The 23,358-nt window shown below is 68.1% G+C and carries 21 protein-coding genes and 1 tRNA gene; 10 read left to right on the plus strand and 12 right to left on the minus strand.

Features of this window, described 5'->3' with window-relative positions; translation table 11 throughout:
* The first annotated feature begins 38 nt into the window (after positions 1-38).
* From DDZ14_RS00385 to DDZ14_RS00405, 5 genes are all read left to right on the plus strand, one after another.
* Positions 39-398 (plus strand): hypothetical protein, encoded by a 360-nt coding sequence (locus DDZ14_RS00385; RefSeq protein WP_109422965.1) that lies wholly within the window; start codon positions 39-41, stop codon positions 396-398.
* Positions 399-518: 120 nt separating this feature from the next.
* A complete protein-coding gene (locus DDZ14_RS00390) occupies positions 519-1,232 on the plus strand; it encodes a hypothetical protein (RefSeq protein WP_146193042.1) in 714 nt (237 codons plus the stop codon).
* Between the two features lie 106 nt (positions 1,233-1,338).
* Complete coding sequence (locus DDZ14_RS00395) at positions 1,339-3,384, plus strand: ASKHA domain-containing protein (RefSeq protein ID WP_109422967.1); 2,046 nt, start codon at positions 1,339-1,341, stop codon at positions 3,382-3,384.
* 52 nt (positions 3,385-3,436) lie between these two features.
* Positions 3,437-3,510, plus strand: a tRNA-Gly gene (locus DDZ14_RS00400).
* A 58-nt stretch (positions 3,511-3,568) separates the two neighbouring features.
* On the plus strand, positions 3,569-4,039 hold the full coding sequence (locus DDZ14_RS00405) for a thioesterase family protein (protein ID WP_109422968.1): 471 nt from the start codon (positions 3,569-3,571) through the stop codon (positions 4,037-4,039).
* A gap of 12 nt (positions 4,040-4,051) precedes the next feature.
* Here DDZ14_RS00405 and pgi read toward each other — a convergent pair whose 3' ends face one another.
* From pgi to zwf, 3 genes are read right to left on the minus strand one after another with little or no spacing between them, the layout of a single operon-like run.
* The gene (pgi, locus tag DDZ14_RS00410; protein ID WP_109422969.1) at positions 4,052-5,671 is read right to left on the minus strand and encodes a glucose-6-phosphate isomerase; all 1,620 of its coding nucleotides are present in this window, start codon (positions 5,669-5,671) and stop codon (positions 4,052-4,054) included.
* 10 nt (positions 5,672-5,681) lie between these two features.
* Entirely contained in the window at positions 5,682-6,359 is a 678-nt protein-coding gene (pgl, locus tag DDZ14_RS00415) for a 6-phosphogluconolactonase (RefSeq protein ID WP_109422970.1), read from the minus strand.
* A gap of 1 nt (position 6,360) precedes the next feature.
* Positions 6,361-7,815 carry a glucose-6-phosphate dehydrogenase gene (gene zwf, locus DDZ14_RS00420; protein WP_109422971.1) on the minus strand — a complete coding sequence of 485 codons (1,455 nt, stop codon included), beginning with the start codon at positions 7,813-7,815 and terminating at the stop codon, positions 6,361-6,363.
* Between the two features lie 175 nt (positions 7,816-7,990).
* Here zwf and DDZ14_RS00425 point away from each other — a divergent pair, with 175 nt between their 5' ends.
* The gene (locus tag DDZ14_RS00425; RefSeq protein WP_109422972.1) at positions 7,991-8,947 is read left to right on the plus strand and encodes a radical SAM protein; all 957 of its coding nucleotides are present in this window, start codon (positions 7,991-7,993) and stop codon (positions 8,945-8,947) included.
* Between the two features lie 4 nt (positions 8,948-8,951).
* Here DDZ14_RS00425 and aroB read toward each other — a convergent pair whose 3' ends face one another.
* Positions 8,952-10,073 (minus strand): 3-dehydroquinate synthase, encoded by a 1,122-nt coding sequence (gene aroB, locus DDZ14_RS00430; RefSeq protein WP_109422973.1) that lies wholly within the window; start codon positions 10,071-10,073, stop codon positions 8,952-8,954.
* Positions 10,070-10,636, minus strand: coding sequence for a shikimate kinase (locus DDZ14_RS00435; protein ID WP_109422974.1), 567 nt, complete (start codon positions 10,634-10,636; stop codon positions 10,070-10,072). Before DDZ14_RS00435 ends, aroB begins: the two co-directional genes overlap by 4 nt.
* Positions 10,637-10,794: 158 nt before the next feature.
* Between DDZ14_RS00435 and DDZ14_RS20100 the strand changes: the two genes are divergently transcribed.
* Genes DDZ14_RS20100 through DDZ14_RS00445 form a run of 3 tightly spaced genes read left to right on the plus strand, consistent with a single transcriptional unit; the run spans position 10,795 to position 13,367 of the window.
* A complete protein-coding gene (locus DDZ14_RS20100; RefSeq protein WP_255417481.1) occupies positions 10,795-10,920 on the plus strand; it encodes a hypothetical protein in 126 nt (41 codons plus the stop codon).
* A complete protein-coding gene (locus tag DDZ14_RS00440) occupies positions 10,910-12,436 on the plus strand; it encodes a hypothetical protein (RefSeq protein WP_109422975.1) in 1,527 nt (508 codons plus the stop codon). Before DDZ14_RS20100 ends, DDZ14_RS00440 begins: the two co-directional genes overlap by 11 nt.
* 4 nt (positions 12,437-12,440) lie before the next feature.
* Positions 12,441-13,367, plus strand: a complete 927-nt coding sequence (locus tag DDZ14_RS00445; protein ID WP_109422976.1) for a site-specific tyrosine recombinase XerD — start codon at positions 12,441-12,443, stop codon at positions 13,365-13,367.
* A gap of 89 nt (positions 13,368-13,456) precedes the next feature.
* Here the strand turns inward: DDZ14_RS00445 and DDZ14_RS00450 are convergent, their stop codons facing one another.
* Positions 13,457-14,161 (minus strand): metallophosphoesterase, encoded by a 705-nt coding sequence (locus DDZ14_RS00450; protein ID WP_233252418.1) that lies wholly within the window; start codon positions 14,159-14,161, stop codon positions 13,457-13,459.
* Positions 14,162-14,336: 175 nt separating this feature from the next.
* Between DDZ14_RS00450 and DDZ14_RS00455 the strand changes: the two genes are divergently transcribed.
* Positions 14,337-15,644, plus strand: a complete 1,308-nt coding sequence (locus tag DDZ14_RS00455) for an HlyC/CorC family transporter (RefSeq protein ID WP_109422977.1) — start codon at positions 14,337-14,339, stop codon at positions 15,642-15,644.
* A 15-nt stretch (positions 15,645-15,659) separates the two neighbouring features.
* Here DDZ14_RS00455 and DDZ14_RS00460 read toward each other — a convergent pair whose 3' ends face one another.
* The 6 genes from DDZ14_RS00460 to DDZ14_RS00485 all read right to left on the minus strand — a co-directional run bounded on the left by DDZ14_RS00460 (position 15,660) and on the right by DDZ14_RS00485 (position 23,343).
* Positions 15,660-16,388: an alanyl-tRNA editing protein gene (locus DDZ14_RS00460; protein WP_109422978.1), complete on the minus strand. Its 729-nt coding sequence runs from the start codon at positions 16,386-16,388 to the stop codon at positions 15,660-15,662.
* Positions 16,385-18,859, minus strand: coding sequence for a DUF3772 domain-containing protein (locus DDZ14_RS00465; RefSeq protein ID WP_109422979.1), 2,475 nt, complete (start codon positions 18,857-18,859; stop codon positions 16,385-16,387). Before DDZ14_RS00465 ends, DDZ14_RS00460 begins: the two co-directional genes overlap by 4 nt.
* Positions 18,860-19,894 carry a cysteine synthase A gene (locus DDZ14_RS00470; RefSeq protein ID WP_109422980.1) on the minus strand — a complete coding sequence of 345 codons (1,035 nt, stop codon included), beginning with the start codon at positions 19,892-19,894 and terminating at the stop codon, positions 18,860-18,862. It lies immediately after the preceding gene.
* A gap of 60 nt (positions 19,895-19,954) precedes the next feature.
* Positions 19,955-21,094, minus strand: coding sequence for a gamma-glutamylcyclotransferase (locus DDZ14_RS00475; protein WP_109422981.1), 1,140 nt, complete (start codon positions 21,092-21,094; stop codon positions 19,955-19,957).
* A gap of 23 nt (positions 21,095-21,117) precedes the next feature.
* On the minus strand, positions 21,118-21,558 hold the full coding sequence (locus tag DDZ14_RS00480) for a TrgA family protein (RefSeq protein WP_109422982.1): 441 nt from the start codon (positions 21,556-21,558) through the stop codon (positions 21,118-21,120).
* A 345-nt stretch (positions 21,559-21,903) separates the two neighbouring features.
* Positions 21,904-23,343: a deoxyribodipyrimidine photo-lyase gene (locus tag DDZ14_RS00485; RefSeq protein ID WP_109422983.1), complete on the minus strand. Its 1,440-nt coding sequence runs from the start codon at positions 23,341-23,343 to the stop codon at positions 21,904-21,906.
* Positions 23,344-23,358 lie beyond the last annotated feature (15 nt).

Consider the following 23,358-nt stretch of genomic DNA (forward strand, 5'->3'; position numbering starts at 1 on the left):
GGGTCCTGCATAGGGCCTGAGCAGGAAGGGAGGATGGCATGACACGCTATTTCATCATTGCGGCACTGGCCGGGGCCGTCGGCGCCGTCAGCAACGCCTTCGCGGCAGGCGTGATCGCGGGGGCCAATACGCTTGCGCTCCTGGCCACCCCCGCGCGGTATGCCGTGGCTTGTGTCCTGGCGCTGCTGCTGCCGCTCATCTTCCGGGGAATGCCGCGCTGGTCGGCAATGCTGCTGGCATTGGCCGCGCTCACGTTCCTGCCCTCGCTCAACGCCAAACTTGTGCTGGGCGTCGGCGCGCCCTGGCAGACGGTGCTGGTTCTCAACGCGGTCTATGCCGGGGTGACGACGCTGGTCTATCTGGTGGCGGCCGGACGGCACGCCTCGCATCGTGGCTGAACGGCATGCACAAAAAGGTGACAGCCGCTCTCTGGACAGGCGCGGAGCAATCGCGGAACCTGCATGACAGACCGGCCGCCTGCGCCGGAACGAGGCTGGCCAACCGGCACCGGGGACAACGTGACGAAAATTCCTGACCGCGAGACCGGCCAAGCACCGGCGGTGCCGCCGCCCCCGCCGCTGCGGATCGCCGTTCTGCGCACGCTGCTGCGCATCGCCGCCATCGTGGCGCTGGCTGTGGCGATTCATCAGGCCACGGACTGGCTGATGGACCAGATCGTGACCATGCCCATCGAGTATCGTGGCCCCGCGACCATCCTGCTGGTGGGCGCGCTGCTGTGGTGCTACGCGCTGCTTCTGGCCATCCCCTTCGTGCCCGGCGTGGAGATCGGCCTTGCTGTGCTGATGGCCTATGGCGCGGCGGGCGCGCCCTTTGTCTATCTTGCCACCTGCCTAGGGCTGTTGCTGGCCTATTGCGTCGGCCGCTTCCTTCCTGTGGCCAGCCTGATCGCGGTGTTCCGGGATCTGCACATGCGCCGGGCTTGCGAGCTTCTGTCGAGGATGGAGCCCCTCGATGGCCCCGCAAGGCTCGCCCTCCTGCGCGGCCACCTGCCCGAACGGCTGGCGCCAGCCGCGCTGAAATGGCGTTACCTCGCGCTGGCGCTGCTAATCAACTTGCCGGGCAACGCCGTCATCGGCGGTGGCGGCGGCATCCTGCTGATGGCCGGGCTGAGCCGCATCTTCCTCTTCCGCAGCGTCGTGCTGACCATCGTGCTGGCCGTCGCCCCGGTGCCTCTGGCGGTGATCATCTTCGGGGCGGGCATCATCGACTGACGCTTTGCCGCTCAGAAGCAGGATTCTGCCGCTTGCCGCCTTTCATCCTCGGCTGCGGCCGCTATGCTGCGCGCGCAACGGCCGCCAGCAAGGACCCGTAGAAGACATGAGCCAGGATCCCCTCGTCATCTTCATGCCCTCCGGCAAGCGCGGGCGCGTGCCCGCCGGGACGCCCGTGCTGACCGCGGCGCGCCAGCTTGGCGTCGATCTCGACTCGGTCTGCGGCGGGCGCGGCATCTGCTCGAAATGCCAGATCGCACCGGCCTATGGCGAGTTTTCCAAACACGGCGTCACGGTCGAGGCCGACGCGCTGTCGGACTGGAACAAGGTCGAGGCCCGTTACGATGAGAAACGCGGCCTGAAATCGGGCCGCCGGCTGGGCTGCCAGGCGCAGATCATGAAGGATGTCGTGATCGACGTGCCGCCCGAGAGCCAGGTGCACAAGCAGGTCGTGCGCAAGGCCGCCACGGCGCGCAAGATCATCATGGACCCGGCCACCAAGCTTTATTACGTGGAGGTGGCCGAACCCGACATGCACGAGCCGTCGGGTGACCTGGAACGGCTTGCCCAGGCGCTTGAGGATCAATGGGGCCTCAAGGATGTGGCGGCCGATCTCCACATCCTGCGCGAAGTTCAGCCGGTGCTGCGCAAGGGCGGCTGGAAAGTCACCGTCGCGGTGCATCGCGGGCTGCACGACAACCGTCCGCGGATCATGGAAATCTGGCCGGGCTTCTACGAGGCCGGCATCTACGGGCTGGCGATCGACCTGGGCTCCACCACCATCGCGGCGCATCTGTGCGACCTGGTGGACGGGCGGGTGCTGGCTTCCGCCGGCGTGATGAATCCGCAGATCCGCTTTGGCGAGGACCTGATGAGCCGGGTCAGCTACGTGATGATGAACCCCGGCGGCGACCGCGAGATGACCGGCGCCGTGCGCGAGGCGATCAATACCCTGACGCGCGAAATCGCTGCCGAGGCGGGCGTGGATACCGGCGCCATCATGGAGGCGGTCTTCGTCTGCAACCCGATCATGCACCACCTGCTGCTGGGCATCGACCCGGTGGAGTTGGGCCAGGCGCCTTTCGCGCTGGCCACCGCCAATTCGCTGACGCTCAACGCCCGCGAGATGGATCTCGACGCGATGAACGCGGCTGCCCGCGTCTTCGTGCTGCCCTGCATCGCGGGCCATGTCGGCGCCGATGCCGCCGCCGTCGCACTGAGCGAGGAGCCGCACAAATCCGAAGATCTCGTGCTGATGGTCGATGTCGGCACCAATGCCGAGCTTCTGCTGGGCAACAAGGACCAGGTGCTGGCCTGTTCCTCGCCCACGGGCCCGGCCTTCGAGGGCGCGCAGATCAGCGCCGGCCAGCGCGCCGCGCCGGGCGCGATCGAGCGCGTCGAGATCGACCTGGAGACCCGCGAGCCGCGCTTCAAGGTCATCGGCTGCGACCTCTGGTCGAACGAGGACGGCTTTACCGAGGCCGTGGGCGATGGCGGCATCACCGGCATCTGCGGCTCGGGCATCATCGAGGCGGTGGCCGAGATGCGCATGGCCGGGATCGTCGATCCGTCCGGGCTGATCGGCTCGGCCGAACAGACCGGCAGCGCGCGCTGTATTCCCGAAGGCCGCACCCATTCCTACCTGCTGCACGACGCGCGGGCCGAAGGCGGGCCGCTCATCGCCGTGACGCAGGGCGACATAAGGGCGATCCAGTTGGCCAAATCCGCGCTCTACGCCGGCGCGCGGCTGCTGATGGACAAGATGGGCGTGGACGGCGTGGACCGCGTCGTGCTGGCCGGTGCATTCGGCGCGCATATCAGCCCGAAACACGCGATGGTGCTGGGCATGATCCCCGACGCCGATCTGGACCGCGTCACCTCGGCCGGCAACGCGGCGGGGACCGGGGCGCGGATCGCGCTCTGCTCGGTCGCGGCGCGCGCGGATATCGAAAAGGTCGTGCGCCGCATCCACAAGGTCGAGACCGCCGTGGAGCCGCGTTTCCAGGAGCATTTCGTCGCCGCCAACGCGATACCGCACGCCACCGCGCCCTTCGCCAAGCTCGCGGCCGCCGTGCCGCTGCCCCAGGTCAGCTTCAACACCGGCGGCGGCGACGGCACCGACGGCGGCCGCCGGCGCCGGCGCCGCGGCTGACGCGCATCGCGCTTGACGCGGGCGCGGGCTTGTCCTAATCGGACGGGATCGCGCGGGTGTAGCTCAATGGTAGAGCAGCAGCTTCCCAAGCTGACGACGAGGGTTCGATTCCCTTCACCCGCTCCATCCTCCACCGCCCGATTTTCCGTTGCACATCGCCGCGCCCGAGGCTAAGCGGCGGGGCATGGACCTGCGTTATCACATCCCGCTCGACCGCGCGACGCTGCGCGCCCACGGCGTGCCGGACGACTGGCCGATGGGCGTCGCCGACCGGGTGCGCTTTCACGAACTGGACACGCTGGGCCACGTGAACAACGCCGCCTATCTGACCTGGTTCGAAAACTTCCGCGTCCATTACACCACCGCCTACGGGCTGACCCGTGGTCGGCCGCAGCTCGACGGGCTGGTGCTGCGCGCACTCAACGTCGATTACCGCGCGTCGCTGCGGCTGGGCGAGGACTATATCGTGACCGGTCGCACCACGCAGATGCGCAACACGAGTTTCACGATGGAATACGGTGTGTTTTCAGGCGATCTTAAAGTTCTATCGACGGCCGTTCTGGTGCTTGTCGAAGCCGATGGCACCACCAAGCGGCCGATCCCGGAAGAGGTGCGCCGCGCCTTCGCGGAGCGTGACGGGGCGCAAGCAGCCTGAACGCGGCGGGCCTCAGCTCCGGTGGCCGCGGATATAGTCCAGAAGCTGCCGGGTGGAGCCATCCTGCCCTTCCGCCCCGGTCTCCCCATCCTCCAGCAGTGGCTCCAGCGCGGTGGCCATTTCCTTGCCCAGTTCCACCCCCCACTGGTCGAAACTGTTGATCCCCAGGATCACGCCCTCCACGAAGACCCGATGTTCGTAGAGCGCGACGATCTGGCCCAGCACGAAGGGCGCGAGACGCGGATAGAGCAGCGTGACCGAGGGTCGGTCGCCCGGAAAGACCCGGTGGCGGGCCTGGCGTTCCAGCTCGGTGCCCTCATAGCCCGCTGCCGCCATGCGCCGGCGCGCCTCCTCCAGGCTGCGGCCCTGCATCAGCGCCTGCGACTGGGCCAGGCAGTTGGCCAACAGCAGCCGGTGATGCCCGGCAAGGTCGGGCTCATGGCCCTCCGCCCCGGCCAGGAATTCGCAGGGCACGACACGGCTGCCCTGGTGGAGAAGCTGATAGAAGGCGTGCTGCCCGTTGGTACCCGCCTGCCCCCAGACGACCGGCCCCGTGTCGCGCCGGACCGGGTTGCCATCCATCGCCACAGACTTGCCGTTGCTTTCCATCTCGAGTTGCTGAAGATAGGCTGGCAGCAGCTCCAGCCGTTGCTCATAGGGCAGCACGGCGCGGGTCGCATGACCGCAGATCTGGTTGTGCCAGATGCCGGTCAGCGCCAGGAGAACCGGCAGGTTCCGCTCCGCCGACGTCTCGCGGAAATGCGTATCCATCGACGCGCCGCCGGCCAGGAACTCGGCGAAACGTTCCGGCCCGATGGCCAGCATAAGGCTCAGCCCCACCGGCCCCCAGAGCGAATAGCGCCCGCCGACCCAATCGGCGAAGCCGAAGACGCGCTCGGGCGGTATGCCGAACTCCGCCGTGCGCGCCTGCGCGGTGGAGACGGCCGCGAAATGCCCCGGCGCGGCCTCGGCCCCCAGCGCGGCCTCCAGCCGGGCGCGGGCGGTGGCGGCGTTGGTCATGGTCTCGACGGTGGTGAAGCTCTTGGAGACCACGACGAAGAGCGTCCTGGCCAGATCGACACGGGCCAGCACATCGGCGATATGCGCCCCGTCGACGTTGGAGACGAAATGCACTTCCGGCCCGTCGCCATAGGGGCTGAGCGCGCGCACCGCCATTGCCGGTCCCAGATCGGACCCACCGATGCCGATATTGACCACATGCCGGATTCGCGCGCCGCCGGGCGCGGTAAATCGCCCCGCGCGCAGGTCGCAGGCGAAATCGCGCATCCGCGCGAGCGCCCGGCGCACGCCCGGCATCACATCGGCGCCGTCCGGTTCCACCGGCCCGCCCTCGGGGTTGCGCAGCGCCGTATGGAGCACCGCTCGCCCCTCGGTCTCGTTGATGGGGGCACCCGAAAACATCGCCGCCCGGCGCGCCGCCAGGCCCGCCTGCCTCGCGAGATCCAGGAGCGCCGCGCGGATATCCGCGTCGATCGCGGTCTTCGAATAGTCGAAGAGGAGCCCATCCGCGCGGGCCGAGAACCCTGCGGCGCGATCCGGATCGGCGGCGAAAAGCGCCGCGATCGGCCGACGGGCGGCGGCAAGGCGTTTCAACTCCGACCAATCCGGCATCCGGGCACCGTCACTCCGCATGGTGGACAATGGCCTCGCCAAGGATCAGCCGTACCGGCGCATCGGCCACCGGCCCGCGTTCGGCGGCACGCTCCAGCGCGGCGCGTTTTTCCGGCCCGGTGATCAGCAGGTGCAGGTGCATCGCCCCCATCAGGACCGGCGCGGTCAGGGTGACGCGGGGCTCGGGCACCTCGGCGGCGCGGATCGCGGCCAGGGCCGGCGCATCGTCGGCCAGCGCGGCGTCCAGCCCTTCGCCGCCGCGAAAGAGCGACGCGATATGCCCGTCCGCCCCCATGCCCAGCAGGCAGACCGTCAGGGGCAGCACTTCGGCCACGCCTTCGCACAGGCGCTCCAGCGCATCCTCCGGTGCCGCAGCGGCGGGATCATAGAGCGGCACCAGCCGCGCTGCCGCCGCCTGCCCGGTCAGCAGCCGTTCGCGGATGAGCCGCGTGTTGGAGCGCGGATCGTCGGCGGGCACCCAGCGCTCGTCCGTGGGCACCACATCGACGCGCGCCCAGTCGAGCGACACCTCCGCCAGCGCGTCGAAGACCGGCCCCGGCGTGGTGCCTCCGGGCACCGCCAGCGTCGCGCGCTCACCCAGCGAGAGCGCGCCGCGCAGTTCCGAGGCGATGCGCCCGGCCAGATCGACCATCATGATATCGCGGTCGGGATACTCCTTCAGCTCCATCTCAACCCTCTATCTCGCGCCAGCGGCGTCCATCGCGATGCATCAGCATCAGCGCGTCGTCCGGCCCCGAACTGCCCGGATCATAGGGCATCGCACGCGCGCCCCGCGCCTGCCAGCCCGCGATCACCGGATCGGTCCAGGCCCAGGCGGCCTCGACCTCGTCGCCGCGCATGAACAGCGTCTGGTCGCCACGGATCACGTCCATGATAAGCCTTTCATAGGCGTCGGGGAAGTTGCGGCCATCCTCCCCCAGCGCCTCGGCGAAACTCATGTCGAGCGGCACCTCCACCAGCCGCATGCCGCCCGGCCCCGGCTCCTTGATGGTCACGCGCATCACCATGCCCTCGTCGGGCTGGAGCCGGATCGCCAGCACGTTGCCGCGCCGCCGTGTTTCATGGCCGAAGATCGAATGCGGCGGGTCCTTGAAGGTCACGGCGATTTCCGAGACGCGGGTGCGCAGCCGCTTGCCGGTGCGCAGGTAGAAGGGCGTGCCCGCCCACCGCCAGTTCGACACATGCACCTTGAGCGCGATGAAGCTCTCGGTGTCGCTGCCGGGGGTGCCGACCACATCGACATATCCCGGAACGCCCGGCCCCGCCCGGTACTGGCCGCGCACGATGTCCTCCGGCCCGACCGGATCGAGCGCGCGGATCACCTTGAGCTTCTCGTCGCGCACGGCGTCGGGCTCGAAATGCGAGGGCGGCTCCATCGCGATCAGGCAGAGAAGCTGCATCATGTGGTTCTGGACCATGTCGCGCATCGCCCCGGCCCGGTCGTAATAGGCGCCGCGCCCCTCGACCCCCAGACTCTCGGCCACGGTGATCTGGACATGGTCCACATACTGCGCGTTCCAGAGCGGCTCGAAGAGCACATTGGCAAAGCGCACCGCCATCAGGTTCTGGACCGTCTCCTTGCCCAGATAATGGTCGATCCGGTAGATCTGATGCTCGTGGAAGGCGGCGGCCAGAACGGCATTGAGCGCCCGCGCGCTTTCCAGGTCGTGGCCGAAAGGTTTTTCCACCACGATCCGGGTCTCGGGCCGGGCGATGCCGTGATCGTGGAGCCGCTCGGCCAGCGGCCCGAAAAGCGCCGGGCCGACAGAGAAATAGAACGCCTGCACCATGTCGGCGCGCAGCGCACCGGCCAGGTCCGCCCATCCCTCCGTGCCGATGGCGTCCAGGGGAATATAGCGGACCAACCCCAGAAACCGATCGAGAAGCGCCGCGTCGTATTGGTCCGCGGGCACTTGGTCGGTCACGGATTCGCGCACGAAATCGCGGTACTCGTCATCCGTCAGCCCACTGCGCGCGGCCCCGATGATGTGCGCGCCATCGGGCATCTGCCCCGAGGCGAGCCGCCGGTAGAGCGACGGCAGGATCTTGCGTCGCGCCAGGTCGCCCGTGCCGCCGAAAATGACCAGATCGAAGGGATCGACCGGGATGACGCGCGAAACCATTGCCGAACCTCCTGTCCGCCACCGCGCCCCGGAAGGCCGGATCGCGGGCAGAGTAACATCCCCCCCAAGCGGCACAAGCCGCTTCACATCCGCGTGGGAAAAAACCGCAAGACTTTTACAAACCGCGCGGGCAGGTTAGCTAGCGGATGAACGCTCATCACCAGCGCGAGGGATCATGAAGGACCAGGTCGAGGAAGCGAGGGTCAATGCGGGCAAGTTCCGGGATCCGCATCTGACCGCCACGGGCGAGCGCCGCGCCTCCGTTCCGCTCAGCCATCCCGAGACGCTGTGGTTCAACACCGGGACGCTGTGCAATATCGAATGCCGCAACTGCTATATCTTCAGCTCCCCCAGCAATGACGACCTGGTCTATATCACCGCCGCCGAGGTGACCGGCTATCTCGACCAGATCGCCGCGCGCGACTGGCCGGTGCGCGAAATCGGCTTCACCGGCGGCGAGCCCTTCATGAACCCCGAGATCATCCCGATGCTGCGGCAGAGCCTGGAACGCGGTTTCGAGGTGCTGGTGCTGACCAACGCGATGCGGCCGATGATGCGGCGGCGCGTTCGGGAAGGTTTGCAAGATTTGGCCAGCACTTACGGCGACAAGCTCACGTTACGGGTATCTCTCGACCATTTCCGCGAGGCGTTTCATGACGAGGAGCGCGGCGCTGGCGCCTATGCGCGCACCATCGAGGGTATGGAATGGCTGCGCGACACCGGCATTCGCATGGCGGTGGCCGGGCGCACTGTCTGGGGCGACAGCGACGCCGAGAGCCGCGCCGGATATGCAGCGCTCTTCGCACGCCACGGCTTTGCCATCGACGCGAATGACCCGTCGATGACCGTGCTCTTCCCGGAAATGGACGAGAACGCGGAAGTTCCCGAAATAACAGAGTCTTGCTGGGGCATTCTTGATGTAAAATCGGAGAGCATCATGTGTGCCTCGTCGCGCATGATCGTGAAACGCAAGGGCACGGCGCGGCCGGCGGTCGTATCTTGCACGCTGCTGCCCTACGCACCGGAATTCGAGCTGGGCGAGACGCTGGCCGAGGCCGAGCGCGACGTGCATCTGAACCACCCGCATTGCGCCAAGTTCTGCGTGCTGGGCGGGGCGTCTTGCTCGGGTTGAACACCTAGCGCCGGGCCGCAAGCGCGTCTGACAGGACCCCGCGCACCGCGTCCATGTCCACATCGCTGGCCACGAAGGCCTGGCCTATACTGCGCGCGAGGATGAAGCGCAGCTTGCCGTCCTGCACTTTCTTGTCCTGCATCATCAGCGCGAGAAGCTCATCCGTTTCTGGAAGATGGCCCGGAATATCCGTGACTTCCGTCATCATCTTCATGTTTCTGAAATGGGCGCGGACGCGGCTTGGTTCCTCCTGCGGACAAAGCCCCAGACGCGCCGAAAGCTCGAACGCCAGCGCGCAGCCGATGGCAACGCCTTCGCCATGCAGCAGCCGGTCGGAATAGCCGGTCGCGGCCTCCAGCGCGTGGCAGAATGTGTGGCCCAGGTTAAGCAGCGCGCGGTCGCCCTGTTCGGTCTCGTCGCGCACCACGATATCGGCCTTCATCTCGACCGATCGGCGCACGGCATGAGTCCGCGCCACCGCGTCGCCCGCAGCCAGCGCCGGGCCGTTCTCCTCCAGCCAGGCGAAGAACTCCGCGTCGCCCAGAAGCCCGTATTTCGCCACCTCGCCATAGCCGGCCAGGAAGTCGCGCTCCGGCAGGGTGTCGAGCACCTGCGTGTCCGCCAGCACCAGTGCGGGCTGATGGAACGCGCCCACCAGATTCTTGCCGTGGGGCGAGTTGATACCGGTCTTGCCGCCCACCGAACTGTCGACCTGCGCCAGGAGCGTCGTGGGCACCTGCGCGAAGCGCACCCCGCGGCGCAGCACCGCCGCCGCGAAGCCCGCCAGATCGCCGATCACCCCGCCGCCGAGCGCGATCACCATGTCGCGGCGTTCCACCTGCCGCTCCAGAAGCCATTCGACGGACCGTTCCAGCATCGGCCAGCTCTTGGTCGCCTCGCCGGGCGGCAGCGCCAGCGAGGACGATCCGACGCCTGCCTCCGCCAGCCCGTCCTGAAGCGCGCCCAGATGCAGCTCCGCCACCGTCTCGTCGGTCAGGATCGCGACCTCGGGCCGGGCGAGCAGAGGCGCGATGGCGTGTCCCGCCCCCGCCAGGAGCCCCGCGCCGATGCGCACGTCATAGGCGCGGCCCTCCAGCCCCACATGAACCGTCTCTGCCGTCGTCATCTGGACACCCTTTCAAGAATGCCGGCCGGGTGCGCCTCCAGCGCGGCGATCACACGCGCGGCCATATCGTCGATGGAATAGGCCGCATCGGCCTCTACCACAATTGCGGCCTGCGCGTAATGCGGCGTACGCGCCTCCAGAAGCTCCGCCAGGCGCTTGCGCGGCTCGGGCACGCGCAGGAGCGGCCGCGTGTCCTTGTGGCGCACCCGCTGCCACAGGAGCGGCAGGTCGGCCTTCAGCCACACGGCCACCCCGCGCGCCGCGATCAGGTCGCGGTTGCGCGGGTTCAGGAACGCGCCGCCGCCCGTGGACAGGATCACCGGCGGCCCGTCGAGAAGCCGTGCCAGCACGCGGGTTTCCTTGTCACGGAAAAAGGCTTCGCCGTCGCGCTCGAATATCTCGGCCACGCTGCGATTGGCGGCTTCCTCGATCGCGTGGTCGGAATCAACGAAGGCGACCCCCAGCTTGCGCGCCACCGCTTGTCCGACCGCACTCTTGCCCGACCCCATCATGCCGACCAGCGCCACGGTCTTGTTGAGTTTGTAGGCGCTTTTTCTTGGCATGGACCCGCTCAAACCCGTGCTGACAGAATTCAATGACGTGTAATCCAGCCCAATGCCATATATATTCGTTGGCGAACAGACCACAGGCGACGAACCGGGAAAACAACCGGCGGGCTGGCAGGTATCAATAGGGCAGACATGGGGCAGACATGGGGCGGATGTTGAAGTTTCTGGCGATTCTGGTGATTCTCGGCGGGGTCGCGCTGACCGGTTACGCCTATCTGGGCGATATGACCCCCCCGCGCGAGGAAGTGACACAACCGGTGACGCTGGATGTTGAATAGGACGCTCGCGGTCTGCGCGATCTGCCTGAGCACCCCGGCCTGGGCCGAGGAGCCGCTCTCGGCAATCGACTGGCTGTCCGATACCGTGCGCGAGGCCCCGGCCGCACCCTCCGAGGGCGCCGCCCCCGACATCGCCGATTCCGCCACCGTGGCCGAGGTTACGACTCGGCCGCTTGATGCACCCGACAAGGATGCGGTGGGCCTGCTGCCGCCCGAGACGACCGGCCTGCCGCGCGATCTCTGGGCCGGATCCTCCACCGCGTCGCTGGTCAGCCTGATCGCGCGGCAGCGCACCGACGCCCTGCCCGCCATCCAGGATCTGCTTTACACGATCCTGCTGGCCGAGGCCGACCCGCCTGCCGACAGCGGACCGGAGGCGCGGCTGCTGTTGGCCCGGCTCGACAAGCTCCTGGAATTGGGCGCGCTGGAGCAGAGCCAGGCGCTGCTGGAACGCGCCGGTCCGACCGAGCCCGAGATTTTCCGGCGCTGGTTCGACGTGAGCCTGCTGACCGGCCACGAGAACCACGCTTGCGCCACCATGCGCGCCACCCCTGCCATCGCGCCCACCCTGCCCGCGCGCGTCTTCTGCCTTGCGCGCGGCGGGGACTGGAACGCCGCCGTGCTGACCATGGAGACCGGCGAGACGCTGGGCCGGATCAGCGAGGCCGAGGCCGATCTGCTGGCGCGCTTCCTCGATCCCGCGCTTTTCGAGGGCACACCCGATCCGCCGGCGCCGGAGCGGCTGACCCCGCTCATCTTCCGCATTCGCGAGGCCATCGCCGCGCCGCGTCCGCCGGGGCCGCTGCCGCTGGCCTTCCTGCATACCGACCTGTCCCCCAATGCGGGCTGGAAAGCGCAGCTCGATGCCGCCGAGCGGCTGGCGCGCAACCGCTCGGTGCCGCCGGGAAGGCTGATCGCGCTCTATACCGGTCGCAAGCCCGCCGCGTCGGGCGGCGTCTGGGACCGGGTGCGCGCGGTGCAGGCCTTCGATGTGGCGATGCTGGCGGGCGATACCGAGGGCGTGGCGACCTGGATGCCGCGCGCCTGGCAGGCGATGCGCGAGGTCGGACTGGAAGTGCCCTTCGCGCGCTATTACGGCGCGCGGCTGGCGCTGCGACCGTTGACTGGCGAGCCCGAGAACCTGGCCTTCCGCATCGCGCTTCTGTCGGACGGCTACCAGGCGACGAGTGCGGTTTTCGAGCCGCAGGATGCCGAGGGCCGCTTCCTCAAGTCGCTGGCCCTCGGAAATGTCGCGGACCTCACGCCTCCCGGCGCCGTGGCCGCGGCCATCGCCGACGCCTTCTCCGCGCCGTTGGGGACAGGAACGCTCAAGGGGCTGCTCGACGAGGGCCGCCTGGGCGAGGCCATCCTGCGCGCGATGCTGCGCATCGAGGACGGCGCACATACCGATCCGGATGACATCCAGTCGGCGCTCGCGCTGATGCGGCAGGTCGGGCTGGAAGACGTGGCCCGCCGCACCGCGCTGCAACTGCTGCTGCTCGACGCAAGGGGCTGAGGCGATGAGCGCCGCCATCGAGAGGTTCCTGGAGGCCCAGCAGGCGGAACTCGGCGCCGCCGAGAACACCGTGCTGGCCTATGCCCGCGACCTGGCGCATTTCCGCGACTGGCTGGACCGCACGCAGGGCGCGACGCTGGAGACCGCGACCCGCAACGGGATCGAGGCCTACTTGTCCGGGCTGGAGGCCGACGGGCTGGCCCGCGCCACGCGGGCGCGCCGGCTTTCGGCGATCAAGCAATTCTACCGTTTCGCCTGGGATGAGGGCTGGCGCGGCGACAACCCGGCGATCCAGATCAAGGGGCCGCGCAAGGAACGCCACCTGCCCGGCACGCTGAGCGAGGCCGAGGTCGAGCGCCTGCTGGAGGCCGCGCGCCAAGTCGGGCGCACCCGCGCCGACCGGCTGCGCAACACCTGCCTGATGGAGTTGCTCTATGCCACCGGCATGCGGGTGAGCGAGCTTGTCGGCCTGCCGGTGGGCGCCGCGCGGGGCGGGCCGCGCATGTTGCTGGTGCGCGGCAAGGGCAGTAAGGAACGCATGGTGCCGCTCTCGCCGCCCGCGCGCGACGCGCTCGCCGCCTGGATCGGGCTACGCGACCGCGACGAGGCCGCATCCGTCGCGGCGGGCGGGCAGCCCTCGCGCTTCCTCTTCCCCTCCAGCGGCAAGGCCGGCCACCTGACGCGGCATCGCTTCTACGGGCTGATCAAGGAAATCGCGCTGACCGCCGGGATCGACCCGGCGGGCGTCACGCCGCACACGCTGCGCCACGCCTTTGCGACCCATCTGCTGGCCAATGGCGCCGACCTGATGTCGATCCAGACGCTTCTGGGACATGCGGATGTCTCCACCACCGAGATCTACACCCATGTGCTGGATGAACGCCTCAAGACGCTGGTCATGGACCATCACCCGCTGGCGCGGGAGGACTGAACTGCGGCTGGCATGACGGTCAGAGCCGCATTCCGAGACCGCGAGGACGGTCACTCCAGCCTGCATGGGTTTGATATTTAACGTATTTATTAATCTACGTACCGCCGCAGGCCGGGCGGCAACGTGTCCTCGCTGGGCCACCAGCCGCTCAACAACGCAGCGTCGTAACCCTGCGTCAGCCCCGCCGCGCACATTTCGGCCGCCGCCGCCTCGGCGTCGTAGTCTAGCCGTTCGATTCGCGGCGCGTCCCCGTCGAGCACCGCGAAGCGCGTGGCCCGGTGCCCGTCATGCGGCGGCAGGCCGATCACCCCGGCATTGATCCAGTCGATGCCCGCGACACGGCGGCGGAAGGCGATGCCGCAATGTCCGGCGACCACGCCGTCCACGGCTCCAATACCGGCCTGCAACAGTCGGATTTCATGCTCGAAAACATCATCGCCCGTATCAGGCCAGATGAACCGGCTGACATCCGAGGCCCCGCCATGCAGCACCGCGTAGCGCCGCCCGGCATGGGTGAAGACGATGCGCCGGGGCAGCCCCGCCATCCAGCCGCGCGCCGCCGCGTCGAGCCCGGCTCGCGCATGTGCGTACGAGTCGCGCGCCAGGACGGCACAGGCCGAACCCTGCCCGTAGCCGCAGCCGCAATCCGCGGCATCGGCGGCAAGCTGGATCTCGCAATTGCCGGCCAGCACTGCGCCGCCCGATTGCCGGATCAGCGCCACGCAGCCCGGCCCGTCGGCGCCATAGGCCACCACGTCGCCAGTGCAGATGCGCCGCGCGGGCGGTATTCCCAAGCCTTCGGCACGGGCCAGCAGCGCCTCGAGCGCCTGCCGGTTCGAATAGGGCCGCCATAAAGCAGGACCGGCCCGTCAAACACACCCAGATCGGTGAGCTGCATAGCGTCTCCCTTGATGCGGCGGGGCCGAGCCCCCATAAGGTCAGAGAACAGTTTTCCGCGACCGGGACAAGATGGACACCGCAGTAACGATGCTCGACACGACATTCTGGATGACCGCTGGCGCGATCCTGGGCCTGCTCGGGCTCTCGGCCTTCTTCTCGGGCTCCGAGACGGCCCTGACGGCCGCGAGTCGCGGGAAGTTGCGCGCGCAGGCCGACAAGGGCGCCCCCGGCGCGCAGGGCGCGCTGGAGATTACCCAGGACAGCGAGCGGCTGATCGGCTCGGTCCTGCTGGGCAACAATCTGGTCAATATCCTGGCGGCGTCGCTGGCCACCAGCCTCTTCACCCGGATGTTCGGGGATTCGGGCGTGGCGTTGGCGACGCTGGTGATGACCGCGCTGGTGCTGATCTTCGCCGAGGTGCTGCCCAAGACCTATGCGATCACCAACGCCGAAAGCGCCGCGGCGCGCGTCTCGCCGGTGATCCGGCTGGTGATCCTGGTCTTCTCGCCCGTGGTCGGCGCGATCCGCTGGTTCGTGCGCCAGATGCTGAGCCTCGTGGGCGTGCAGACCGATCCCGACAGCCGCATCCTCTCGGCGCATGAGGAGATCGCGGGGGCCATCGCGCTCGGCCATTCCGAGGGTACGGTGGAGAAGGAACATCGCGACCGGCTGCTGGGCGCGCTCGATCTGGGCGACCGGGCGGTGGAGGAGATCATGCTCCACCGCTCCTCGATCGAGATGATCGACGCCGATGCCGACCCGGAGGCGGTGCTCGCGCAATGCCTGGCCTCGCCCTATACCCGGCTGCCGGTCTATCGCGACCAGCCCGAGAACATCGTCGGCGTGGTCCATGCCAAGACCCTGCTGCGCGCCGTGGCGGGGCTGATCCGCGGGCCGCACGCCTCGGACGCGAAGCTGGCCGCCTTCCGCGTACTCGACGTGGCAATGGAGCCCTATTTCGTGCCCGAGACCACGACCCTGGACGACCAGATGCGCGAATTCCTGCGCCGCAAGACGCATTTCGCACTGGTGGTCGATGAATACGGCGCGCTGCGCGGGCTGATCACGCTGGAGGATATCCTGGAGGAAATCGTGGGCGAGATCACCGACGAGTTCGACGTGGACGAGGAAAAGCCACTGCGCGAGGCCGAGGATGGCAGCATCGTGGTAGAGGGCGGCATGACGATCCGCGACTTCAACCGGGCGACCGACTGGACGCTGCCCGACGACGAGGCCAACACCGTTGCCGGTCTGGTGATCCACGAGGCTCAGACCATTCCCGAACAGGGGCAGGTCTTCAGCTTCCACGGTTTCCGCTTCGAGGTTCTGGTCCGCATGGAAAACCGTATCACAAAGCTGAAGATACGCCGGCTCTGAGGCTGCCGCCGCGCGTCAATTCGTTTCGGCGAAGGTGATACTGACGCGGCGGTTGCGCTTGCCCTTCTTCTCGATCTTGCCGAATGCCACCGGCCCGATCTCGCCTGTTCGCGCGACGTGGGTGCCGCCGCAGGGTTGCAGATCCACCTGGTCTTCCGGGGTTCCGATCCGCACCAGCCGCACGCGCCCGGCGCCGCGGGGCGGCTGCACCGACATGGTCTTGACCAGGCCCGGATTGGCCTCCAGGTCCGCATCGGTGATCCATTCCTCGCCCACCGGCAGGTCGCGCGCGATCAACTCGTTGAGCCGGGCCTCCAGCGCGTCGCGGTCCGCCGGCGCCTCGGGCATATCGAAGTCGAGCCGCCCCTTCTCGGCCGTGATCGACCCGCCCGTGACCGGCAGCGGGATCACCACCGAGAGAAGATGCAGCGCCGTGTGGATGCGCATGTGGCGATAGCGGCGCTCCCAGTCGAGAAGCTGGATGACCTCGGTGCCGACGGGCGGCAGGCGGCTGGGCTCGCCCGGCACCAGCACGATCTCGCCGCGCTCGCCCTTGACGGTGGTCGCGACCGCGATCTCGCCGCCTTCCCACAGAAGCCGCCCGCTGTCGCCGGGCTGGCCGCCGCCGGTGGGATAGAAGATCGACGCCGCGCAGACGATGCCGCCTTCCTCGGTATGGGCGGTCACGCTGCTGCGCGTCTCGCGGGCATAGGGTTCGGCCATGAAGACCGGTTCGGTGGTCATATGTCGCCTCCATCCGCCGCATCACTGTCGCCTGCCTGGCCCGCGGGCGGCGCCTCGGTGCCCGGCTTCGCCGTGGCGACCGGTTCGCTTTCCGCACCTTTCGCCGGGGCGCCGCGCAGCGTCTCGGGGTTGCGCAGCCAGATGTCGCGCTGCGCGAACGGGATCTCGATGCCTTCCTCGGTGAAGCGCTTGACGATCTCGTGGTTCATGTCTGAATGCACGTTCAGCACGAAGTTCACGTCGCGCAGGATGGCGCGTATCTCGAAATCGAGCGAATCCGCCCCGAATTGCTTGAAGACCACATAAGGTTCGGGGTTGAGCACCACCATCGGGTGTTCCCTGGCCACCGACAGCAGGATTTCCTCCACCTTGCGGGTGTCGCTGCCATACGCCACGCCCACCGGCACGATGACCCGCCCGGCCAGGTTCGACAGCGTATAATTGGTCACCCGTCCGGCCACCAGATCGGCATTGGGCAGGATCACGTCGGAGCGGTCGAAAGTCTGGATCCGGGTCGAGCGCACCGAGATGTCGCCGACATAGCCATGCACGCCACCAACCTCGATCCAGTCCCCTTTCTTGATCGGCCGCTCGATCAGCAGGATGATCCCCGAGACGAAATTCGACACGATGTTCTGAAGCCCGAAGCCGATCCCGACCGAGAGCGCGCCAGCCACGATCGCCAGGCTCGACAGGTCGAATCCTGCGGTGGTGATGGCCAGCAGAGCTGCCAGGACGATACCAAAGTAGCCGGTGCCAGTGACGATCGCCTCGCGCCCGCCGATATCGAGCTTGGTGCGCGGCAGGACCGAACTGCGTAATGCGCCCTGGATCAGCCGGGTGATCGTGTAGCCGATCACGAAGACCACCACCAGGGTCATGATATCGCTGAAGGAAATGGTGACCTTGCCGATGGTGAACCCATCGCGCAACATCGTCCAAATCTCGCTCAGCCGCGAAGGACGCATTCCCCAGATCAGCGCGAAGAGCGGCACCGCGGCCAACACCAGCACGCCCGAGACCAGCACCGGGATCAGCGATTCCGCATGGCCGCCTTCGGGATCGCTGCGCATCAGCAGCGCGAAGCCGTTGACCAGGAGCCGCTGGAGCACCGCAATCAGCCCGATCAGCGTCAGCGACATCACCGAGGGGAAGACGAAGAACGTGCCGGCGTTGAAATAACCCACCACCGCCAGAAGCGGCCCCACCACGCCCACGCCCATGACAACGCGCGAGACCAGGTACATCAGCCGGTCGCGGAACAGCCCGCTGTCATCGTCATCCATGGTGTCGAGTGCATCGACGCGCAGCACCCGGCCCAGCCGCACCAGCAGGAGGCCCATCACGACGACGACGGGAAAGCCCAGGACGAGCCGCGCCTCTTCGGGGAAGACCGGCTGGCGCAGCGCGGCGCCGAGCAGCACTGCCACCGCCAACATTACGCCCAGCCCCGTGGCCGCGCGGCGGCCCTTGGCCAGCATCCGCTCGTCGAGATGGCAGAATTCCGGCGCGCGATCGTCGGAACTGAAGATGACCGAGGCCATCCAGCGCCCCCCGAAGAGGAAAAGCCCCATCCAGGGCAGCACGTCGAGCAGCGCATCGCCACGCGCGCCGGTCAGCCCGGTCAGCCGTACCGCGAACATCAGCGCTACCAGGCCCAGCATCGGCAGCGCGAAGCTGGAGAGCGACACGATGATCCAGCGGAACTCGCGATGGTAGATGCCGCTGCCGCGCGGGATGAACGCCCCCACCAGCCGCAGGAACCAGCGCCGTCCACGCACCAGCAGCACGAAGGCAAGAAGCGACAGGACCCCGATCAGCGGCGCGTTCTCGCGCCGTTTAACCGCACCCGTGCTGCTGTTCCAGTTCTCCCGGATTTCGCCCGAGACCTCATTGCCCAGGCGGGCCAGCCCGGCCGCGGCGCCGGGCCAGTTGGACGGGTTGAGTGGCGACGGACCGAGCCGGAAGATCCGGTCGGTCTTTCGCGTGTCTATGATCTTGTCGATCTCCTCGACCAGCCCGTTGGCGCGGGTGAAGGCTTCTTCCGCCCGGACATGGGGCGCGCGCGCCTCGGCGAGTTGATCGTTCAGTTCGCTCCGACGCTCGCTGATCGCATCGGGCTCGCTCTCACCCTCCGCCGGTGCGGGTCCAAGCGCGTCGATCTGGCCCTGTATGGTCTTGATTCGTTTGTCATTTACGGATTGCGCCGACTGGAAGCGGCTGCGCCAGTTCACCAGTTCCTTGCGCAGCGATTCTAGCGCCTCGTTCGACGCCTCGCCGCGCGCGACCGTGTCCTCGGCCCGTTTCGCGATCCGCGTCCATTCGTCGTAATCCGGTGCCTCGGCCTGCGTACCGGCCGACGGCTGCGCCATCAGCGGCGGCGCCGAGCCCCCCAGCGCCCCGGCCGCAACCACGAGCGCCAGGAGAACGGCGCGCAGAAGCCCGATCATCCTGACGCCACGCAGGGCCATCTATTCGAATACCGACGGCAGCGGCCGTGGTCCGGTGTCGAGCCATTGCGGCACCGGCAGGCCCTTCTCGTGCAGAAACTCGGGGTTGAAGAGCTTGGACTGGTAGCGGTTGCCATAGTCGCAGAGCACCGTGACGATGGTATGCCCCGGCCCCATCTCCTCGGCCATGCGGATCGCCCCGGCGATGTTGATGCCCGTCGAGCCGCCCAGGCAGAGCCCCTCCTCAGTCACCATGTCGAAGACCAGCGGCAGCGCCTCCGCATCGTCGATGCGCCAGGCCATATCCACCGAGAGCCCTTCGAGATTGGCGGTCACACGGCCCTGCCCGATGCCTTCGGTGATCGAGGTGCCCTCGGCCTTCAGCTCACCATGCGCGTAGTACTCGTAAAGCGCCGAGCCTGCGGGATCGGCGATGCCGATCTTCACGTCACGCCGGCGCGCACGCAGCCCCTCGGCCACCCCGGCCAGCGTCCCGCCCGAACCCACCGCGCAGACGAAGCCGTCCACCCGGCCATCGGTCTGTTCCCAAATCTCCGGTGCGGTGGTGTCGATATGTGCCTGGCGGTTGGCAACATTGTCGAACTGGTTGGCCCAGACCGCGCCATTGGGTTCGGTCTCGGCCAGCTTCTCGGCCAGCCGGCCGGAATAGCGCACATAATTGTTGGGGTTCTTGTAAGGGGCCGCGGGCACCTGCACCAGTTCCGCGCCGGCCAGGCGGATCATGTCCTTCTTCTCCTGGCTCTGGGTCTCGGGGATCACGATGACGGTGCGAAAGCCCATCGACCCGCCCACCAGCGCCAGGCCGATGCCTGTGTTGCCCGCAGTGCCCTCCACGATCGTGCCGCCCGGCGACAGCAGGCCGCGCTCCACCGCGTCGCGGATGATCCACAGAGCGGCCCGGTCCTTGACCGACTGGCCGGGGTTCAGGAACTCCGCCTTGCCCAGGATCTCGCAGCCCGTGCGCTCGGATGCCGCCCGCAGGCGGATCAGGGGCGTGTGTCCGACCGCGTCCGGCAGGTCCTTGAAAATCCGCATGTCCAGAGCCCCTTGTCTTGCAGCAGTGCCTTCCCTTGATAGGACCGGCGGCGGCGGAACTCAAGCACCAGCGGCCCCGCGCAGGCGGTCGCGGTTGCGCGCCAGCCAATGCGCCGAAACCACCAGCGGCGCGGTGCGCAACTCCCCCCGGTCGAGCGCCGCCATCAGCGTCTCGAACGACAGCAGATGGGTGCGGATATCCTCGCCCTCCTCGGCCAGCCCATGCACCCCGGCGATGCCGTCGGGCAGATCGGCAGGCGCCAGATAGGCGGTGATGAACTCGCTGAGCGCGCCGGGCGAGGGGTAGAAGGCCGAGATGCGCTCGAGCCCGCCCGCAAGCTCCAGCCCCGCCTCCTCCAGCGCCTCGCGGCGGAGCGTGGTCGCGTGGTCCTCGTCGGGCTCGCAGCGCCCGGCGATCGGCTCCAGCGTCCAGGGATGGGTGTCACCGCGCGCATGGGGGCCGACCCGGAACTGTTCGACAAGCAGAACCCTGTCGCGCCGCGGGTCGTAGGGCAGAACGGTCACGGAATCGGCGGTGACGAGGGCGGCGCGTTCGCGCGGGCGGTAGCGCCCGCCACCGAAGGCCGGCAGGTCGAGATCGAACTCCTCGACATTGAAGAACTTGGCGTAGGGGCGCCTGTGGGCGCGGGTTATCGCCGCGCCTGCGCCGGTGGCGATGCGCGGGCGCGGCGGGTCGCGGCGCGCGTTGAGGCGCGACTGCGCGCGTATCCGCATGAGCCCGTGACGCTCCGCGACATCCCGGCTGGAACGCGCGCCATACTCGCTCATGATCTCGCGCGCGGCCTCCAGCGCCAACATGCGCGGCCCTTTCTTCCAGGTCTCCAGGTGCCAGACATCGCCGGTCTCGAACCAGCCTGTCACCGGGGCGAACATATGCGCGGCGAGACGCGCACCCTGGCACTCCACCTCGACCGGGACGAGCCGGTAGTGGTCGCCCTCGCCCTCGTAGAACTTCAGCCGCGCGATCTCGTCGCTACCAAGCCCGGTCACGAGCACGCCCGCGGTCGCGCCGCCCTTGCAGGGCAGCACCACCGGATAATCGCCGGGCACGACGCTGCGCGGCTCATGCCCGTGCAGCCGCGCCGGCACGAGATCGGGCGCCGAATCCCGGCCCAGGACCACCGCCAGCAGGTCCGGGTCGCGCAAGGTGCCGTAGAGAAAGAGCCGCTCTGCCATCATGCCGAAACAGATATTCCTGCGCCTCAGCGCCAGCGTTGACTGGCCATTTCGGACAACGCGCCGCCGATCAGACCGCCGACGATCAGGACCGCGATGACCGGCAGCGTGGCCGCGCTTGTCGCGTATTCAGCGCCCAGCTTGAAGACGCCAGTGATCGCGTCGACCGGCCCGTCATAGCGCATCCGCGTGCTGAAGATCAGCATCTGCCGGATCGAGAAGATCAGAAGCATCCAGACCACGATCATCAGCGAGGTGCGCAGCCCGTGACCGGCGGCCGGAAGCACGCCCTGTCCCACGAGCCGACCCATCACGAACCAACCACAGAAGAGTCCCACCCCCGTCGCCGTCAGGAGCAGGTTCGTCGTCGCCATGCCCTCGGGCAGGATCTGCGTATACGCCATCCCCGCCAGAAGGCCGACAATGGCGAACGTGGCGGCGGCGACCAGTTTCGCGGCTGTGGGCAAGCGGCTCTCCTCGCGCGGGGCGGGTCATCGTGACCTGCGTCACATTACAGTTACCACCACGCAAGGACGCTGCGCAATATGCCAGTAATAGTCCCACATTTGCCGGAACCGCAGGTCGATGCCCGTTGCGCGGATGTCGCGCGGATATCGTCCCAGTCGCGCGCCAGTCGCGCGAGAAAAGCTCGTGCCTGCGGCGTGGAGCCCGGGCAGCATTCCGGACGGGTAGATCTATCAAGGCAAACGCATGAAATCCTCTCGCCCACCGGCCGCTCGTGTTGCCACTCGCCACGAGGTACATGGTTGATCCGGTCCATCTTCCGAGGTTGAACAAGGCGTTACAACCATTCATGTTCTTGAGGTTTTATCCATTTCGCGCGCGCGATAGGCAGCCAGGGCGTGGCGTCGGCCCGTGTCCAGCGCGACGAGCGGCTCGGGCACGGCCATATCGGGTGAGAGGTTCCAGCTTCGCGGCGCGGCCTCGAAGAACGCCAGTGCATCGGCCCCCGGCCGATCCCCGGCGCGCTCTGCCACGTAGCGCGCAACGTACTCCCTGCCGGGATCGAACTTCGCAAGCTGCGTGTCGGGATTGAAGATGCGGAAATACGGAGCGGCGTCCGGACCGGAGCCCGCCACCCACTGCCAGCCCATCGCGTTGGAGGCCGGATCCCAGTCGATCAGGCACTCCTCGAACCAGCGCTGACCGATCCGCCAGTGCTTCATCATGTGCTTGGTCAGGTACGAGCCCGCGATCATCCGGGCGCGGTTGTGCATCCGGCCGGTCACATACATCTCGCGCATCGCCGCATCGACGAAGGCGATCCCGGTGCGGCCCTGCTTCCAGCGCAGTACGGCCGTGTCCTCGTCCTCCGACCAGGGGAAGGCGTCCCATTCGGGGCGCCAGTTGGCATGGGTGATGCGCGGCGCGTGCCAGGCCAGGTGATAGGCGAATTCGCGCCAGCCAAGTTCTTTGAGGAAATGCTCGGCCCCCGGCGCGCCCCGGCGAAGCGCGGCGAGCCCCGCAAGCCAGACGGTGCGCGGGCCGATCTCGCCATAGGTCAGGTTCTCCGACAGGCGCGAGGTCGCGGGTTCCGCAGGATAATCGCGGCGCGCCTTGTATTCGGCGATCCGGCGGTCGATGAAGGCGCCAAGCCGGCCCTGCGCCGCGCGCTCGCCCACGCAGACATGGCGCGCCAGCACGACCGCGCCAGGCCCCATCGCCGCGCCCATCGCCCAGTCTGCCAGCCGCGCGGATTGCGGCCAGGTCTCCGGCGCCGCCAGCGACGTGACGGCGGGAAACGGCGCTTCCAGCTCGCGGTCCTTCACCGCGCGCCACATCGGAGAAAAGACCTTGTAGAAACCGCCCTGCTGGGTTTCGACGGTCCAAGGTTCGAATAACAGATGTCCGGGATGACTGCGCGCCGCGAGCCCGTCCTCGACGAGCCCCGCCTTGACGCCCGTGTCGCGCGCGACCGCGTCCGGGTCATAGGCGCGCGACCACCAGACCGCGCCGGCGCCCGTTTCCGCCGCGAGTTCGCGCAAGACCTCCAGCGCCGGACCGCGGCGCAGGGTCAAGCGCGACCCGATTTCCGCAAGGCGGGCGGCAAAGGCCTCCACAGCCAGCCCGAGACGCCATTTCGGGGCGGCGCCCAGCGTCTCGACCAATTCGTCATGGATGAAAACCGGAATGACCGGACGGCCCGACGACGCGGCGGCGTGCAAGGCGGGGTGATCGGCCAGGCGGAAGTCACGGCGAAGCCACAATATGACCGGCGATGCATCGCGCATGGCTGCCCCCTGCCC

The organism is Maritimibacter sp. 55A14 (genome assembly GCF_003122205.1).
Lineage (GTDB): Bacteria > Pseudomonadota > Alphaproteobacteria > Rhodobacterales > Rhodobacteraceae > QEYE01.

Bases quoted from the DNA above. Each gene is read 5' to 3' on its own strand.
- DDZ14_RS00385 (WP_109422965.1), top strand. From the start codon at position 39: ATGACACGCTATTTCATCATTGCGGCACTGGCCGGGGCCGTCGGCGCC.
- DDZ14_RS00395 (WP_109422967.1), top strand. From the start codon at position 1,339: ATGAGCCAGGATCCCCTCGTCATCTTCATGCCCTCCGGCAAGCGCGGG.
- DDZ14_RS00405 (WP_109422968.1), top strand. From the start codon at position 3,569: ATGGACCTGCGTTATCACATCCCGCTCGACCGCGCGACGCTGCGCGCC.
- pgi (WP_109422969.1), bottom strand. From the start codon at position 5,671: ATGCCGGATTGGTCGGAGTTGAAACGCCTTGCCGCCGCCCGTCGGCCG.
- pgl (WP_109422970.1), bottom strand. From the start codon at position 6,359: ATGGAGCTGAAGGAGTATCCCGACCGCGATATCATGATGGTCGATCTG.
- zwf (WP_109422971.1), bottom strand. From the start codon at position 7,815: ATGGTTTCGCGCGTCATCCCGGTCGATCCCTTCGATCTGGTCATTTTC.
- DDZ14_RS00425 (WP_109422972.1), top strand. From the start codon at position 7,991: ATGAAGGACCAGGTCGAGGAAGCGAGGGTCAATGCGGGCAAGTTCCGG.
- aroB (WP_109422973.1), bottom strand. From the start codon at position 10,073: ATGACGACGGCAGAGACGGTTCATGTGGGGCTGGAGGGCCGCGCCTAT.
- DDZ14_RS00435 (WP_109422974.1), bottom strand. From the start codon at position 10,636: ATGCCAAGAAAAAGCGCCTACAAACTCAACAAGACCGTGGCGCTGGTC.
- DDZ14_RS20100 (WP_255417481.1), top strand. From the start codon at position 10,795: ATGTTGAAGTTTCTGGCGATTCTGGTGATTCTCGGCGGGGTCGCGCTG.
- DDZ14_RS00440 (WP_109422975.1), top strand. From the start codon at position 10,910: ATGTTGAATAGGACGCTCGCGGTCTGCGCGATCTGCCTGAGCACCCCG.
- DDZ14_RS00445 (WP_109422976.1), top strand. From the start codon at position 12,441: ATGAGCGCCGCCATCGAGAGGTTCCTGGAGGCCCAGCAGGCGGAACTC.
- DDZ14_RS00455 (WP_109422977.1), top strand. From the start codon at position 14,337: ATGGACACCGCAGTAACGATGCTCGACACGACATTCTGGATGACCGCT.
- DDZ14_RS00460 (WP_109422978.1), bottom strand. From the start codon at position 16,388: ATGACCACCGAACCGGTCTTCATGGCCGAACCCTATGCCCGCGAGACG.
- DDZ14_RS00465 (WP_109422979.1), bottom strand. From the start codon at position 18,859: ATGGCCCTGCGTGGCGTCAGGATGATCGGGCTTCTGCGCGCCGTTCTC.
- DDZ14_RS00470 (WP_109422980.1), bottom strand. From the start codon at position 19,894: ATGCGGATTTTCAAGGACCTGCCGGACGCGGTCGGACACACGCCCCTG.
- DDZ14_RS00475 (WP_109422981.1), bottom strand. From the start codon at position 21,094: ATGATGGCAGAGCGGCTCTTTCTCTACGGCACCTTGCGCGACCCGGAC.
- DDZ14_RS00485 (WP_109422983.1), bottom strand. From the start codon at position 23,343: ATGCGCGATGCATCGCCGGTCATATTGTGGCTTCGCCGTGACTTCCGC.